At 65.9% G+C, this 14078-nt stretch carries 13 protein-coding genes; 2 read left to right on the top strand and 11 right to left on the bottom strand.

From position 1 onward, the window contains the following. Positions 1–22 precede the first annotated feature (22 nt). From AB0O24_RS09840 to AB0O24_RS09790, 11 genes are all read right to left on the bottom strand, one after another. Entirely contained in the window at positions 23–1417 is a 1395-nt protein-coding gene (locus AB0O24_RS09840; protein ID WP_363374506.1) for an aldehyde dehydrogenase family protein, read from the bottom strand. A 71-nt stretch (positions 1418–1488) separates the two neighbouring features. Continuing rightward, entirely contained in the window at positions 1489–1680 is a 192-nt protein-coding gene (locus AB0O24_RS09835) for a hypothetical protein (protein WP_275799488.1), read from the bottom strand. Continuing rightward, entirely contained in the window at positions 1677–5129 is a 3453-nt protein-coding gene (locus tag AB0O24_RS09830; protein WP_275799489.1) for a pyruvate carboxylase, read from the bottom strand. Before AB0O24_RS09830 ends, AB0O24_RS09835 begins: the two co-directional genes overlap by 4 nt. A gap of 85 nt (positions 5130–5214) precedes the next feature. After that, positions 5215–5991, bottom strand: a complete 777-nt coding sequence (locus tag AB0O24_RS09825) for an aldolase/citrate lyase family protein (RefSeq protein WP_275799490.1) — start codon at positions 5989–5991, stop codon at positions 5215–5217. A 45-nt stretch (positions 5992–6036) separates the two neighbouring features. Further along, positions 6037–7173, bottom strand: coding sequence for a zinc-binding dehydrogenase (locus tag AB0O24_RS09820; RefSeq protein ID WP_275799491.1), 1137 nt, complete (start codon positions 7171–7173; stop codon positions 6037–6039). Then, on the bottom strand, positions 7170–7733 hold the full coding sequence (locus AB0O24_RS09815; RefSeq protein WP_275799492.1) for a nuclear transport factor 2 family protein: 564 nt from the start codon (positions 7731–7733) through the stop codon (positions 7170–7172). Before AB0O24_RS09815 ends, AB0O24_RS09820 begins: the two co-directional genes overlap by 4 nt. 81 nt (positions 7734–7814) lie before the next feature. Then, a complete protein-coding gene (locus AB0O24_RS09810) occupies positions 7815–8795 on the bottom strand; it encodes a cyclase family protein (protein ID WP_363374499.1) in 981 nt (326 codons plus the stop codon). After that, positions 8792–9763, bottom strand: coding sequence for a LysR family transcriptional regulator (locus tag AB0O24_RS09805; RefSeq protein WP_275799495.1), 972 nt, complete (start codon positions 9761–9763; stop codon positions 8792–8794). The genes AB0O24_RS09810 and AB0O24_RS09805 overlap by 4 nt, the downstream gene beginning before the upstream one ends. A gap of 9 nt (positions 9764–9772) precedes the next feature. Then, positions 9773–10249, bottom strand: coding sequence for an HtaA domain-containing protein (locus tag AB0O24_RS09800; RefSeq protein WP_363374495.1), 477 nt, complete (start codon positions 10247–10249; stop codon positions 9773–9775). Further along, a complete protein-coding gene (locus tag AB0O24_RS09795) occupies positions 10246–10560 on the bottom strand; it encodes a 2Fe-2S iron-sulfur cluster-binding protein (RefSeq protein WP_275799498.1) in 315 nt (104 codons plus the stop codon). The genes AB0O24_RS09800 and AB0O24_RS09795 overlap by 4 nt, the downstream gene beginning before the upstream one ends. Continuing rightward, the gene (locus tag AB0O24_RS09790) at positions 10557–11825 is read right to left on the bottom strand and encodes a cytochrome P450 (RefSeq protein ID WP_363374493.1); all 1269 of its coding nucleotides are present in this window, start codon (positions 11823–11825) and stop codon (positions 10557–10559) included. The genes AB0O24_RS09795 and AB0O24_RS09790 overlap by 4 nt, the downstream gene beginning before the upstream one ends. A gap of 238 nt (positions 11826–12063) precedes the next feature. Between AB0O24_RS09790 and AB0O24_RS09785 the strand changes: the two genes are divergently transcribed. Both AB0O24_RS09785 and AB0O24_RS09780 read left to right on the top strand, forming a co-directional pair. Further along, positions 12064–13308 (top strand): FAD-dependent oxidoreductase, encoded by a 1245-nt coding sequence (locus AB0O24_RS09785; protein WP_275799500.1) that lies wholly within the window; start codon positions 12064–12066, stop codon positions 13306–13308. A gap of 46 nt (positions 13309–13354) precedes the next feature. Then, positions 13355–13825 (top strand): nuclear transport factor 2 family protein, encoded by a 471-nt coding sequence (locus tag AB0O24_RS09780; protein WP_275799501.1) that lies wholly within the window; start codon positions 13355–13357, stop codon positions 13823–13825. Positions 13826–14078: the final 253 nt, after the last annotated feature.

Genomic DNA, 14078 nt, shown 5'->3' with positions numbered 1-14078 from the left:
CTCTCGATCGAATGCGGACGAGTCAGCTCGACTGTCGCACTGCGGGCACCGTGACGATGAGCTTCGCGTTGGCGAACTCGGTGATCCCCTCCGCTCCCAGCTCGGTGCCGTACCCCGAACGCTTGGTGCCGTGGAACGGAAGTTCCCCAGTCGTACCCGTGGGAGAGTTCAACCAGACCATGCCCGTCTCGATCCGGGCGGCGACCGCGGCGCCGCGGTCGAGGTCGCGGGTGTAAACCGACCCGCCGAGTCCATAGTCAGAGTCATTGGCCAGTGCTATGGCTTCCTCCTCGTCCTTGACACGGAACACCATCGGAACGGGCCCGAAGATCTCCTGGCGGAAAATCGGGTTGTCCGAGTCGATCTCGGTCAAGACCGCAGGCTGGGTGAACGCTCCGGCGCGAGGGACGGGAGCACCGACGTAGTTCGCCTTGGCGCCGTGATCGACCGCCAGCCGGATCTGTGCCTCGACCTCTTCGGCCGCACTTTGAGATGACATCGGTGCCAGGGTCGTCGCCGGGTCGAACGGGTCTCCCGGAGTAAGCCCGGAGAGGGAGAACAGGAAACGTTCGAGGAATGCATCGTACATGGGGTCGAGGACGATCATTCGCTTGGGCGAGATGCACACTTGGCCGTTGACGCTCATGCGGCCGGCGACGGCGCAGCTGACTGCGAGATCGAGATCCGCGTCGTCCAGGATGATCATCGCGTCCGAACCGCCGAGTTCGAGAACGGACTTCTTCAACGCTGCGCCTGCCTGAGCTGCGACGACCGCGCCGGCGGCTTCGCTGCCCGTGAGGGTAACCCCTGTCACTCGCGGATCGCCGATCACACGCTCGATCTGTGCGCGGGTGAGGTACAGGTTGGTGAAGACGCCGTCGGGAACCCCGGCGTCGGTCATGATCTGCTGCACCGCGGCCGCACTCTGCGGCACGATCGAGGCGTGCTTCAACAGGACGACGTTACCCACCGCCAGCTGGGGGGCCAGCGGCCTGATCGGCTGGTAGTAGGGGCCGTTGAACGGTTCGATCGCGAACACGATGCCAGTCGGTTCGATGACCGTGACGGCGCTGTACGCGTCACCGGCGAACGTCTCGACGGGGCGTGAGGCGAGAAGGCGTTCTGCGTGTTGGGCGTAGTAGTCGAGAATGCCGATGGCTACCGAGATCTCGTACCGCGCGTCCGCCAACAAGCGTCCCGTCTCAAGTGTGCTGATCCGGGCTAGCTCCTCGGTGCGCTCGCGCATGATGTCCGCGGCCCGCGCCAGAATCGCAGCCCGCTCGGCTACAGGTCTCTGACGCCACGACTGGTACGCCGCGTGAGCGGCGTCGAGAGCAGCATCCACTTCGGCATCCGTCGCGTCGGGAAATGTGGCGACAGTCTCATTGGTGTATGGGTTGACGGTGGCATAAGCCATGGGGGTACCTTTCTTCTCTTCGTCGAGTAGGAGCGATGGAGGCTTGAGGGTTGCTATCGGTCGCCGTTGCTTCAGCGGCCGATCCTCGAGGCGAGGTGCCAAGCGGATGAGAGTGGTGCTGTGGCGATCGCGGCCTTGATGGCTCCGCCGAGGAGCAACGGGCAGAGGCCGGCCTTGAGGGTCTGAGTGAAGTCAAGTCCCAACGAGACGGCGAGCCAGGGCCGGCCGTTGGGCGCGGGACGGAGGGCGACGGTCTGGCTCACTTGTTGTCCTCTGCCGGGGCGGATGCGGGCACGGACGCGCCGCCCGGGGCGATGATGGCCAGGAGATCGCCCGCGTCGACCTGCTGCGTCGCGGGGATCGCGAGGTGGGAGACGGTGCCGGCGACGGGGGTGGTGATTGCGGCCTCCATCTTCATGGCCTCGATGGTGGCGATGGCCTGGCCCGCCGCCACGGTGTCTCCGACGGCGACCTTCAGGGTCACGACGCCCGAGAACGGGGCGGGGACCTGTCCGGGCTGAGCCGGGTCGGCATTCACCGCAGCCTTGGTTTCGACTGTGACCGAGCGATCGCGGACGAACACCGGCCGCAGCTGCCCGTTGAGGGTGGTCATGACGGTGCGCATGCCCTTCTCCTCGGGCTCTGAGATGGCTTCGAGGCCGACGTAGAGCTTGACGCCCTTGTCGATGTCGACGACGTGCTCCTCGCCCTGGCGGAGGCCGTAGAGGTAGTCGACGGTGTCGATCACGGACAGGTCGCCGAAGAGGTTCCGGTTGGAGTCGAACGCGCGGGTCGGGGTGGGGAACAGGAGCCGGTTCAGTGCCTGCCGACGTGTCGCGGGCTCGGCGTCGGGAGCGAGGTCGGCGCGGTCGGAGTCGCTGAGAGGGGTGACCCCGACCCTGACGTCGCGGCCCTGGAGGACCTTGGTGCGGAACGGCTCGGGCCATCCGCCGGGCAGCTCGCCAAGCTCGCCGGCCATGAACCCGATCACGCTGTCGGGGATGTCGTACTTCTGCGGGTTCTCGGCGAAGTCCTCCGGGTCGGCCTTCACCGCGGCCAGATGCAGGGCGAGGTCGCCGACGACCTTCGAGGACGGGGTGACCTTCGGGATGCGGCCGAGGATGCCGTTCGCGGCGGCGTAGAGGTCCTCGATCAGCTCGAAGTCGTCCGCGAGTCCGAGGGCGATGGCCTGCTGGCGCAGGTTCGACAGCTGACCGCCCGGGATCTCGTGCCGGTACACTCGCCCAGTGGGTCCGGGCAGCCCGGGCTCGAACGGGGCGTAGACCTTCCGCACCGCCTCCCAGTAGGGCTCCAGGTCGGACAAGGCCTTCAGGTCGAGGCCTGTGTCGCGGTCTGTGTGGGCGAGTGCGGCGACCAGAGCGGATGCGGACGGCTGCGACGTGGTGCCCGACAGGGGGGCGGCGGCGACGTCGACCGCATCGGCACCCGCCGCACTGGCGGCGAGGAGGGTGGCGAGCTGGCCGCCGGCGGTGTCGTGGGTGTGAACGTGGACGGGCAGGTCGAAGCGTTCGCGGAACGCGGTGACGAGCTTCGCGGCCGCGGCGGGACGGAGTAGCCCGGCCATGTCCTTGATCGCGAGGATGTGCGCCCCGGCGTCAACGATCTGCTCCGCCAGCCGCAGGTAGTAGTCGAGGGTGTAGAGGTCCTCGCCCGGGTCAAGGAGGTCGCCCGTGTAGCAGACCGCGACCTCCGCGACCGTGGAGCCTGTGGCCAGGACCGCGTCGATCGCGGGACGCATCTGCGACACGTCGTTCAGGGCGTCGAAGATGCGGAAGATGTCGATGCCCGTGCTCGCCGCCTCGGTCACGAACGCGTCGGTGACCTCCGTCGGGTACGGGGTGTAGCCGACCGTGTTGCGGCCACGGAGAAGCATCTGGATCGCGATGTTCGGCAGCGCCTCCCGGAGGGCGGCGAGCCGTTCCCACGGGTCCTCGCCGAGGAAGCGCAACGCGACGTCGTAGGTCGCGCCACCCCACGCCTCCATCGACAGCAGCCCCGGCGTCATCCGGGCCACGTGGGGAGCGACCGCGACGAGGTCCTTCGTCCGCACCCGGGTGGCGAGGAGGGACTGGTGCGCGTCGCGCATCGTCGTCTCCGTCACCGCGAGAGCGGTCTGGGTGCGAAGAGCATCCGCGAAGCCCACCGGCCCCAGCGCGAGTAGCCGCTGCCTGGATCCCGCGGGGGCCGGGGCGGTCACGTCGATCTGCGGGAGCTTGTCGATCGGATGCACCGTCGTCACCGGGACGCCGTGGGGTTGGTTGACCGTGACGTCGGTGAGCCAGTTCAGGATCTTTGTGCCACGGTCCTTCGACGTCCGGCCACGCACCAGCCACGGCCGCTCGTCGATGAGGGATGTCGAGAGGTCACCCGCCGCGAACGCGGGATCATCCAGCACGGCCTGGAGGAACGGAATGTTCGTGGACACACCCCGGATCCGGAACTCCGCCAGACCACGACGCGCGCGCCGCACCGCGGACGGGAAGTCGCGGCCACGGCACGACATCTTCGCGAGCATGCTGTCGAAGTGCGGGCTGATCTGCACACCCACCTCGACGGTGCCACCATCGAGCCTCACGCCGGCGCCTCCCGGCGACCGGTACGCGGTGATCCGGCCGGTGTCAGGTCGGAAGTCGTCGGTCGGATCCTCCGTCGTGATCCGGCACTGCAGGGCCGCGCCGTGCAGCCGGATCGTGTCCTGACTCAGACCCATCTCCGCCAGGGTGGAGCCCGACGCGATGAGCATCTGTGACTGCACCAGGTCCACGTCGGTGACCTCCTCGGTCACCGTGTGTTCGACCTGGATGCGCGGGTTCATCTCGATGAACACGTGCTCACCCGCCCGCTCCCCCGCCGTGTCGACGAGGAACTCCACCGTGCCCGCGTTCACGTACCCGATCGAGCGGGCGAACGCGATCGCGTCTCGATGCAGCGCCGCGCGCAACTCGTCGTTGATGTTCGGCGCCGGCGCGATCTCCACCACCTTCTGGTTTCGTCGCTGCACCGAGCAGTCGCGCTCGAACAGGTGCAGGGTCGTGCCAGCCGCATCCGCGAGAATCTGCACCTCGATGTGACGCGGCCGCAGCACCGCCTGCTCCAGGAACATCGTCGGATCCCCGAACGCCGAGTCCGCCTCTCGCATCGCCGCCTCCAAAGCGGGACGCAGCTCCGCCCGCGTCTCGACCCGGCGCATCCCGCGCCCGCCGCCGCCCGCCACGGCTTTCGCGAAGATCGGGAACCCGACCTCCTCCGCCCCCGCCAGCAGCTCCTCGATGTCGCGCGACGCAGGCGTGGACTTCAGCACCGGCACCCCGGCCGCGATCGCGTGCTCCTTCGCCGTGACCTTGTGCCCCGCCATCTCCAGCACGCTCGACGCCGGACCGATGAACGTGATCCCGTTCGCCGCCGCCGCGGCCGCCAGCTCCGGGTTCTCCGACAGGAATCCGTAGCCGGGGTAGATCGCATCCGCCCCCGACAGCAGCGCCACCCGGATGATCTCCCTCACATCCAGGTACGCCCGCACCGGATGACCCGGCTCGCCGATCTGGTACCCCTCGTCGGCCTTCAACCGGTGCATCGAGTTGCGGTCCTCGTACGGGAACACCGCCACTGTCGCCGCACCCAGCTCGTTCGCCGCGCGAAAAGCCCGGATCGCGATCTCGCCGCGATTGGCCACAAGGATCTTCGAGAACATCTGCACCTCTTCGTCAAAGACGCGTGGCCAGCACGCCCGCTCCGGGCCGAGCGACGCGCGTGTCCGGTCGTATGGTTGTGGCCCTTCAGGGCGCGGTAGGGGTGGCCGCCTGTCGAAGCCCGGCGAGGTCGCGTTCCGCCGCGGCGCGGAGGGTTGAGAGGTCGCTGGCGAGGCTTCCGTAGTCGGCGAGGTCGTCGAATCCGTACCCCAGCGGTGCGCCAACCCGGACCCCGACGGAGTGAGCGGCGCGGACCACCTGCTCCCAGAGTGCGATCAGCTGGTCGATGTCATCGACCATGTCGATCCCGAGGTCTTGGGAGAGATCTGCCAGGCCGAAGAACACGTAGTCGACGCCTTCCACTGCGCAGATTTCCTCGATGTGGTCGACGCCCGCCTTCGTTTCGATGAGCGGGATGATGAGCGCGTTGTTGTTCATGCGGGCGGCGTAGGGTGCCCAGTCGTCACCCGAGAAGTTCGTGGCCGGCACGACGGGGCACATGCCGCGTCCACCGGCTTGGTACCTCGATGCTTTGACGGCGCGAGCGGCCCCGTCCGCGCTCTCGATCTTGGGGACCATGACGCCTTGGGCGCCGGCGTCGAGCGTCTGCTGGATCGCTGCGTGGTTGTTCTCGAGCACGCGCACGATGGGGACGATGCCGTTGGCTTCGGCCGCCATGAGGTGCGCGCGAAGGTGGCTGTTGTCCATGATTCCGTGCTCACGGTCGATGAGGACCCAGTCGTAGCCTGCGTCGCCGTAGAGCGCCGTGATCGCGGCGTCCGTCGACATGACGAACACTCCTGCCGGGGTGTGGCCGTTGCGGATGAGTCGTTCGAACTCGGCGCGGGCGTAGAGCCTGGTCATGCGTGAAGGTGTCCTTTCGTGGTGGCGGGGAGGGGTGAGCGAAGCTCACGCAGCGTTCGCGGTGAACCGGGGTTCGACGACAATGTTGATCGCGTTCTCCCCTTCGACTCGGCCTTGCAGGGTTTCGAGCGCGAGCGGGAGCTGGTCGAAGCCGAAGATGTGCGTGCGGAGGTCGCTCAGCGGGAGCGTGTTCGCGATGATCAGGTCCGCGGCCATCTGCTGGGCCTGGTGGGTGGTTCCCATCACGCCGATGAGTCGGATGCCTTTGATGGTGACAGCGTCGAGAGGGAAAGCCGTGAGGGGCTTCCCCTTGATGCCGGCACTGGCCAGAGTGCCGCCCTTGCGCAGCATCGCGATGCCGTCGAGGATCGGCTGCTGCGCGACGGGTGAGGTGTCGATGACGATGTCGAACCCGGCGCCTGCGGTCGCCGCTGCTGCGACATCGACAACATCTTCTTCTTCGACATTGACGACGACGTCGGCGCCGAGCCGTTCCGCGAGTGCCAGCTTGTGAGCGTCTCGCCCGAGTCCGGTAGCGATGATGAGGCCGGCGCCGGCCGCTTTCGCCGCAGCAATACACGCCAGACCGCGCTGTCCGGAACCGAGCACGGCGACGCGGGACCCCAGGGTGACACCGGCGTCCATAACCGCCCACTGAATGCCGTTGGCGAGGGGATTCCACAGAGCGGCGTCGGGGGCGCTCACCTCTTGGGGGAAGTGGTACAGGACGGTGTGGGGGTCGATGTAGACGTGAGTCGAGTAGCCACCCCATAGCCCCGGGCCGATGTAGGTCGGTATGAAGCCGTAGCAGCTCGTCCGCCAGGGCATGCCGGTGCAGAACTGCGCCTGATTGCGGCGGCAGGCCTCGCAGCTTCCGCACGCGAGCCATGGGTTCACCGCCACACGGTCGCCCACCTTGAGCCCGGGATGAGCCGCGGTAGCCTCGCCGAGGTCCTCGATGACGCCGACGATCTCATGCCCGTTGATCCGTGGGTACTGGGTCAGGTCGGCTGGGTCGTAGCCGCCGCCGTGCCCCTCGTAGGCGTCGATGTCGCTTGCGCAGATGCCGTTGGCCTCCACCCGGAGAAGCGCCGCGCCAGGGACGAGGCTCGGAAGCGGGATCTCCTGAAACTCGTGACTGTCGGGTCCGGTCTGGACCAGGGCGGTAGCGGTGGAGCTCATCGCGTCGCCTCCACGAGTTCTGCACGGCGGGTGATGGCAGGGTCATCGGCATTTCTGCTTCCCACGGCAAAGCCGGGGACCATGCCCATTCCCTCGTTGCCCACCGCTCTGGTCATCGAGCCGGGGACCGTGGTCCGGCTCTGGATCGCCCAGCGGCCGTCCTTGCGGGTGAAGTGATCGACATACCGTCCGGAGGAGATGGCCTCGAACGGCTGCGCATCACCGTCCGAGGCGAAAAGGCTCGCCTGCGGGTTCACGCTCTGCCAGACGAGGAAGTACGTCTCCACGAAAGCGGAGTCGTCCGAGAGAAACTCGATCATCGTGTTGCTGACATGGTGTGCCGAGTACGCGATCGTCTGATGGCGGTTCGCGACCCACTTGATGAAACCGTCGACGTCGCCCTTGTAGGCGCCGTGGTCGTCGATCCCGTCTGCATGGAACACTTCCCTGAGCTCATCGAGCTGGAGGCGGTCGACGGCGTGGCAGAACTGGTGGACACGGTGCTGGATCTCGGCTCGGTCCGCGAGGCGATCCGGGGCGAACTGACTTGACGAAGGCATTGGGCATGCTCCTTATACAGATTGGTGTTGTGTGGCGTCTGCTGGCCAGAAGGGCGTTCCGGCGTTCGCGGTTGGTCGGCGTCAGAGCACCGCGACAGGGTTGAGGGGGCTGGACGTCGCTCCGACGAACCTCCACGGCAGAGCGGTGAACAGGAACTCCCACCGCTTCTCGGCTTCGCAGGCCCGCGCCAAGGCAGTCAGGTCAAGGTTGTCCATCAGCCACAGCCCCATCGCCACGAGGCTGACGGCGTGGATCGGGCGGGCGAAATCGAAGTCGTCGACCTGCGCGGGCTGCACGTCGTGCGTGCCGTCCGCGCCCATGGCGGCAACGTCCCGGTCGTGAAGGAAGGGAAGGCAGGAGATGTCGAGTCCGGCCTGCACGCCGTCCAGGGGTCCCGGGTTGGCAGTGCGGTACACCGGTCCGAGGGTCTCCAGGGCGGCGGCGTTGCCAGTGTGGATGAGGAGGACGTCCCCGGATCGCACCTGCACACCTTGTCGGCGTTCGGCCTCGAGGAGCTCGTCGACGTGAACGGCGTGGCCGCGCTCGAGGTAGGGAACACCGCGGAGCCCGGCGATGTCGAGCAGAACCCCGCGGGTGATGATGCCCTCGGTGGCGTGCGAGACCGAAAGATGGGCCGACCCGATCGTGTTGTTAGATGCGCTCGCGGGGAAGCCGTTATAGAACAGACCATCCCAGTAGTAGTGGCCTAGCCCGTCGAGGTGTGCGTTGCCGCCGTGAGGGCTGAGCGTGATCTCTTCGCCGACCGCGTCCCAGCGGGCCTCTTTACCGAGCAGGTGACGCACCTCGCCGACCTTTGAATCGCGTTGCACGTTCGTCACTCCGGAGTGCAGCGGGTCTGGGCGCAGGGGGTCGAGGTTTCTGGCCAAGGAGATGGCGGTGCCGCTTCGCACGTTCGCGGCTGCGCGGCGTCGGACCTCCGGGGTGATGAGGTTCAGCGTCCCGAGGCGGTCGTCCTCACCCCATCGCCCCCAGTTGGAGAGCGTGGTGAGGTACTCCTCGATCTGCGCGATGTGGACTCGATCCCGTTCTGCTGTTGTCATGGTGATGCTCTCCTTCCCGCCGGCGGTTCATTGCCGTGAGCGCTTGTAGATGATGGGGGAAATGCCGGCTCGGCACCGTACAAGGCCAAGTACCGGTTCTTCAGGTCGTCCACGATCTCCGCTGCCAGCGGGCTCATCCGCGTCCCGGCGAGCGAAAACACGGACAATTCGCTACTGGAGATGGCGAGTTCGATCGTGATCGGGAGGCGCACCAGACCGTCTCCTGGACGCTGGGTGGAGGCCACGATCAGCGCGTCTGAGCTGGATGCGATGTCCACGAGCATCCCGTAGTCGTCCACCTGGAGGCTCGACGCGAAAAGGTAGCGGTCCCGTTCGCTGCCCAGGGACATCAGGTTCTCGCTCCACGCGGTCCCCGAGATACGCGGAAAGGCGAGAAGATCCTCGATCGTCACGCGCTCCTGCTCAGCCAGCGGGTGCCCTGGCCTGACAAAGAAGTTGGGCGCGAAATTCCCGAACACCTGCTGACGCACACGGGTCGATCGCCGCCGCACGGAGGGCAGTCCAAGGTAGAACTCGATCTCACCGTCCAGGAGCAGCTCGGTCATGAGATCCGACGTGCTGGTGTGCACGCGGACGCGCAGATCAGGGGTGGATAGAAGTCGATCCTTGAAGAACCCTGGAAGGACGACACCCCCGAGCATCGGTCCAATGCCGAAGGAGATGGTCGGGACCGCGCGCACTGGCATTCCCGTCATTCGGCTCTCCATTTCGTCGAGATCGTGGAGGATGGCGTCGCTGCGCTCGAAGAGCTCGGTCCCGGCCAGGGTGAGTGTGATCCCTGTCCGTCCGCGTTCGCGTTCGATCAGCCGGGTCCCCAGATGCTCTTCGAGGGATTGGATGCTGCGAGAGAGTGCGGATTGGGAGAGGTTGAGTGCCTCCGCGGCGCGGGTAAAACTGCCTGTCTTGACCACGATGAGGAACTGGCGGAGCTTGTGAACGTCGATCATGGAGCGACCCTAGGGTCGGGCTGAAGACGCGACAAGCACCGTGAGATCTGCTCCGACGACGGTCACCGGGTCCATTCTCGTTCCCGGCTGGTAGACGTCGTCGAAGAGCACGGTGCCCGCATCGGTGAGGTGCGCATCCAGGATCTGCTCGTCAGCCGCTGTCGACTCACGCGGTGTGAGGGTGCAGACGATACGGCGGCTTGGCGGCACAGACCGTGACGTGGGTTCGACGATCGAGAGCACCAGCGCGTTGTTGTACGCCTCGATCCGCGGATCGATGATCGTCACGCCCAGCATGCCGCGGTAGGCCGACAGCGTCGCTCTGCCCGTGAAACAGAGACCACCATCTCCCTCGCTTTGCGGAAAGCAGAACTCCCCGTTCTGCATGTATGCAGGTGCCGAGGTGTCTTCGGACCCGTCGTCGATGGCGCGGACGTACTCCCGGAAGCTCTGCTTCACACCCCAGCGCAGGATGCCGTCCGTCACTGGGCGTCGGCGATCCGTACGCAAAGGCCTGCAAGTTCGGGTCGGACCGCGATCTGGCACGCCAGCCTGCTTGAGGGGCGCGCACTGTCGACCATGTCAAGCAGTTCCCGCTCGTCACGGGACTGCGGATCAATCCCGTCCGGAGCGTCGTCGATGTACACGTGGCAGGTGCCGCACGACATCTCGCCGCCGCATTCCCCGACGATCTCGGAGATGTCGTTCTGCAGAGCTGCCCTCATCAGGGACTCCCCGTCCGACGCTTCGACGAGTCGTTCCGCTCCGTCGGGGAGTACGTACACGATGCGCGTCATCGGGCGCTCACCGCCGACGAGACGGGCGTGTACGCCACCTGCATCGAAGTGAAGCCGTTGACGCCGTAGTCCGCGATCCAGTTCGGCTCCGCATCCGAGACCGGGCGCAGGTCGGGGAAGGTCTGAAGGACCCGCGGAATGAGGGATGCGAGTTCGAGTCGCGCGAGGGCCCGTCCCAAGCAGAGGTGGATCCCGGTTCCGAACGCGAGGTGGTCGTTGGGGGTCCTTGTGATGTCGAAGCGGTGAGGGTCCGGGAAGACCGTCTCGTCCTTGTTGGCCGACGCCAGGAAGCCGACCGCCCAGTCGCCGGTCTTGATCCGCTTCCCGTTCAGGTCGAAGTCACGGGTTGCGACTCTGAGCCGGCTCTTCGTCGGGGTGGCCCAGCGGAGGACTTCCTCGATCGCGGGCTTGGTCAGGGACGGGTCATCGAGGAGTGCCGTACGCTGGTCCGGGTTGAGCATGAAGGCCCACAGGCCGACTGCTGCAGCGTTGCGTGTGGTCTCGAGGCCGCCACCGATCATCGTGGTGAACCACATCCGCATCTCGTGGATGCTCAGTTCGTCGCCGTCGATCTGCAGTTGGCCGATCACCGTCGCGAAGTCGTCCTTCGGGTCCTTCCTACGGGCGATCGCGAGGTCCTGGCAGTAGTCCAGGAGCTTGCCCATTCCGACGTTGTACGTGGCGACCGGGTCGTTGTCGATCACCCATCGCGGATCCGCGGAGGCGAGCCACTGCCAGGACGCCTCGCGCAGGTACGGCCAGTCCGACTCCGGCACACCGAGCATCCGGAGGATCACCTTCACGGGAAGCTCGGCTGCGATGTCCTCGACGAGGTCGCACTCCCCTCGCTCCGCGACATCCGCGATGATCTCGTCGACGATGCCGGACACATCCGAGCCGAGGCGTCCGATCGCGGGCACGCTGAAGTGCTTGTTGATCGGAGCCCGATACAGATCGTGGACCGGGTTGTCGTTGGTGGCCGGGTTGATGTCCCACCCCTGCGCGTGGCGCTCCTCGGGCGTGCGCCGCTTCGGTGAACGGGTCACGCGCGTGTCCCACCGGTTGCTGAAGAGATCGTCGCGGAGCAGATAGTCCTTGACGTCGTCGTAGCGCGTGATCGACCAGTGAGGCCGACCGTATCGCTCGTTCTCAGTCCAGTGCACGGGGTCCTCGTCCCGCATGGTCTTGAACACGTCGTGGTACTCACGCGTGGTGTACCAGTGAGGGTCAAGAAGCTTGTTATCGATTGCGTGCCAGTCGGTCATCGTTGTCCTTCCGCGAGGCTGAGGTCCCATGTTGACGCGGGGCCTGGTCGAGTGTCCAATGCATCTTGTAGACCCGAAAAATGCGGGAAACGCATCTGAGCTTTGTGCGTTGGAGGAATCTTTTCCCCGCGGAAGATGCATTGGACGCGCGTCTGCTCATCCAGTTGGCTTAGCTCGACCGTGGCGACGATGTGCGGATGCTCTTCCCCGTCGATCGCATAAGGGAAGGGAGAGAGACGTGCTCGAGGCATATGACGTGCTAGTCGTGGGGGCCGGTCAAGCGGGCGTGCAGGTGGCCGATTCGCTCAGGAAAGGCGGATTCGCCGGAACTGTGGGCATCATCAACGCGGAAGACTCGCTGCCCTATGAGCGACCTCCGCTGTCGAAGGCCTTCCTGCGTGGCGAAGCCGAAATCGACGACTTCCTGTTTCACAATGCCGATTGGTATGCGCAGCACGACATCGACCTGATCGCCCCTGCGACAGTCGAGTCTGTCGACGCCGAAGGACACGTCGCGATGCTCGAGGACGGTCAGCGCATCAGCTGGGGCCGGCTGATCTGGGCCGCAGGCGGCCGGGCCCGCAAACTCTCACTTCCCGGCGCCGAACTCGCTGGCGTCCTCTCTCTCCGAACGCACCAGGACGCCGCCGACCTGCGGCAGAGGGTCGGCACCGCTCACCGCGCAGTGATCATCGGCGGGGGATACATCGGCCTCGAAGCCGCCGCCGCGTTCGCCACCCTCGGGCTCGACGTCACCGTCATCGAAGCACAAGACCGGCTCCTCGCCCGGGTCACCTGCAATGCCGTTTCCGACTTCTACCTCGACCTGCACCGCAAGCACGACACCACGGTGTTGCTCGCGAGCGGGATCGAGCGCATCGTCGGCGAGAACGGGAATGCGTCCGGCGTCGAGCTTCTCGACGGCACTCTCCTCCCCGCAGACATCGTCCTTGTCGGCGTCGGCCTCATACCCAACGTCGAGCCTCTCGCCGCTGCAGGCGCAACGGTGACGAACGGACTCGAAGTCGACGAGTGCTTCCGAACGTCGCTTCCCGATGTGTTTGCCATCGGTGACTGCGTCAACATCGCCCACCCGTTCGCTGCCGACTCGCGAGTCAGACTCGAATCGGTTCCCAACGCGAATGAGCACGGAAAAGCACTGGCTGAGGTCCTTCTTGGAGTGGACCAGGCCCCGCCTTCCCCGCCGTGGTTCTGGTCACACCAGTTCGACGTCAAACTGCAGACAGTCGGTCTTCAAACCGGCCACGACGACGCTGTAATCCGCGGCGACGTCGAGAGTGGGAAGTTCAGTGTGGTCTACCTCCGAGAAGGTCGTGTCATCGCCCTGGACTGCATCAACTCCGTCGCCGACTTCGCCCAGGGGAAGCAACTCGTCAAGAACGGCGTCCACGCGTCTGCCTCCGAGCTCGCCGATACCGCGGTTCCCCTCAAAGCTCATTTGGCAACAGTGAAGACGCCGTAACGGCAGCACCCCCGACATAACACCCGACAGATCAAGACTCGAACCAATGTCTGGCGCGAGCGCAGCGACCGAGAACGGAAAGAAGATGCCTACTACCGCAGAAACCGTTGTTCGAAACTTCTACAAGGACTGGGGCGAGGTCGGCTTCAAGGAGGCCTACATTCGTCACCTGCATCCCGACGTCGTTCTCCAGAACACAGGCAGGCCCGACCGAGAAGGCATCGACGCGGTCCTCGGTGCACTCGAGAAGTACATCGAGATCTACTGCCGACCCTTTGCGAAGGTAACCCTCCTCCACCTCGCCACCGAGGGAGACTCCACCGTCATCACCGAACGAACCGAACATTGCTTCAGCCCGGACCACGACGACACCCACGATGGACATTTCGCCTCCGTCTTCGAGATCGAAGACGGCAAGATCAGGCGCTGGGCCGAGTTCTGGGGCGACGACCCCGCAGCATACTCGTTCGGATCCGCGCTTCCCCGACCCGAGACATACCGCAAGGTCAGCAAGTAAGAAGCTGGACGCGGCCCGGTCGCACCGCTCAGTCGGGGCGACCGGGCGCAACCGTCCTGGCCGGCAGGACGCGCTGACGCGGCTTTTCGACCCGCGGGCGAGATCTCAGAACGAGCAAAAGCTTCCGCGCGCATGACCTCCGCCGATGCCCCGTTACTTTCTTCGTGATCCGTTCGGCGGCATGCTGAGCGGTGGCAGCCTGCCGGGCCTGGCATGGTTTTCTGCCCCCTGTCGCTCATGATCTGGGGGGTGT

It is taken from the genome of Microbacterium sp. NPDC086615 (genome assembly GCF_040686055.1).
Taxonomy (GTDB): Bacteria; Actinomycetota; Actinomycetes; order Actinomycetales; family Microbacteriaceae; genus Microbacterium.
Note: the sequence above shows the minus strand (reverse complement) of the source record. Positions and strands in the feature narration are given on the sequence as shown.

Bases quoted from the DNA above. Each gene is read 5' to 3' on its own strand.
- AB0O24_RS09840 (WP_363374506.1), bottom strand. From the start codon at position 1,417: ATGGCTTATGCCACCGTCAACCCATACACCAATGAGACTGTCGCCACA.
- AB0O24_RS09810 (WP_363374499.1), bottom strand. From the start codon at position 8,795: ATGACAACAGCAGAACGGGATCGAGTCCACATCGCGCAGATCGAGGAG.
- AB0O24_RS09825 (WP_275799490.1), bottom strand. From the start codon at position 5,991: ATGACCAGGCTCTACGCCCGCGCCGAGTTCGAACGACTCATCCGCAAC.
- AB0O24_RS09795 (WP_275799498.1), bottom strand. From the start codon at position 10,560: ATGACGCGCATCGTGTACGTACTCCCCGACGGAGCGGAACGACTCGTC.
- AB0O24_RS09830 (WP_275799489.1), bottom strand. From the start codon at position 5,129: ATGTTCTCGAAGATCCTTGTGGCCAATCGCGGCGAGATCGCGATCCGG.
- AB0O24_RS09805 (WP_275799495.1), bottom strand. From the start codon at position 9,763: ATGATCGACGTTCACAAGCTCCGCCAGTTCCTCATCGTGGTCAAGACA.
- AB0O24_RS09780 (WP_275799501.1), top strand. From the start codon at position 13,355: ATGTCTGGCGCGAGCGCAGCGACCGAGAACGGAAAGAAGATGCCTACT.
- AB0O24_RS09790 (WP_363374493.1), bottom strand. From the start codon at position 11,825: ATGACCGACTGGCACGCAATCGATAACAAGCTTCTTGACCCTCACTGG.
- AB0O24_RS09815 (WP_275799492.1), bottom strand. From the start codon at position 7,733: ATGCCTTCGTCAAGTCAGTTCGCCCCGGATCGCCTCGCGGACCGAGCC.
- AB0O24_RS09820 (WP_275799491.1), bottom strand. From the start codon at position 7,173: ATGAGCTCCACCGCTACCGCCCTGGTCCAGACCGGACCCGACAGTCAC.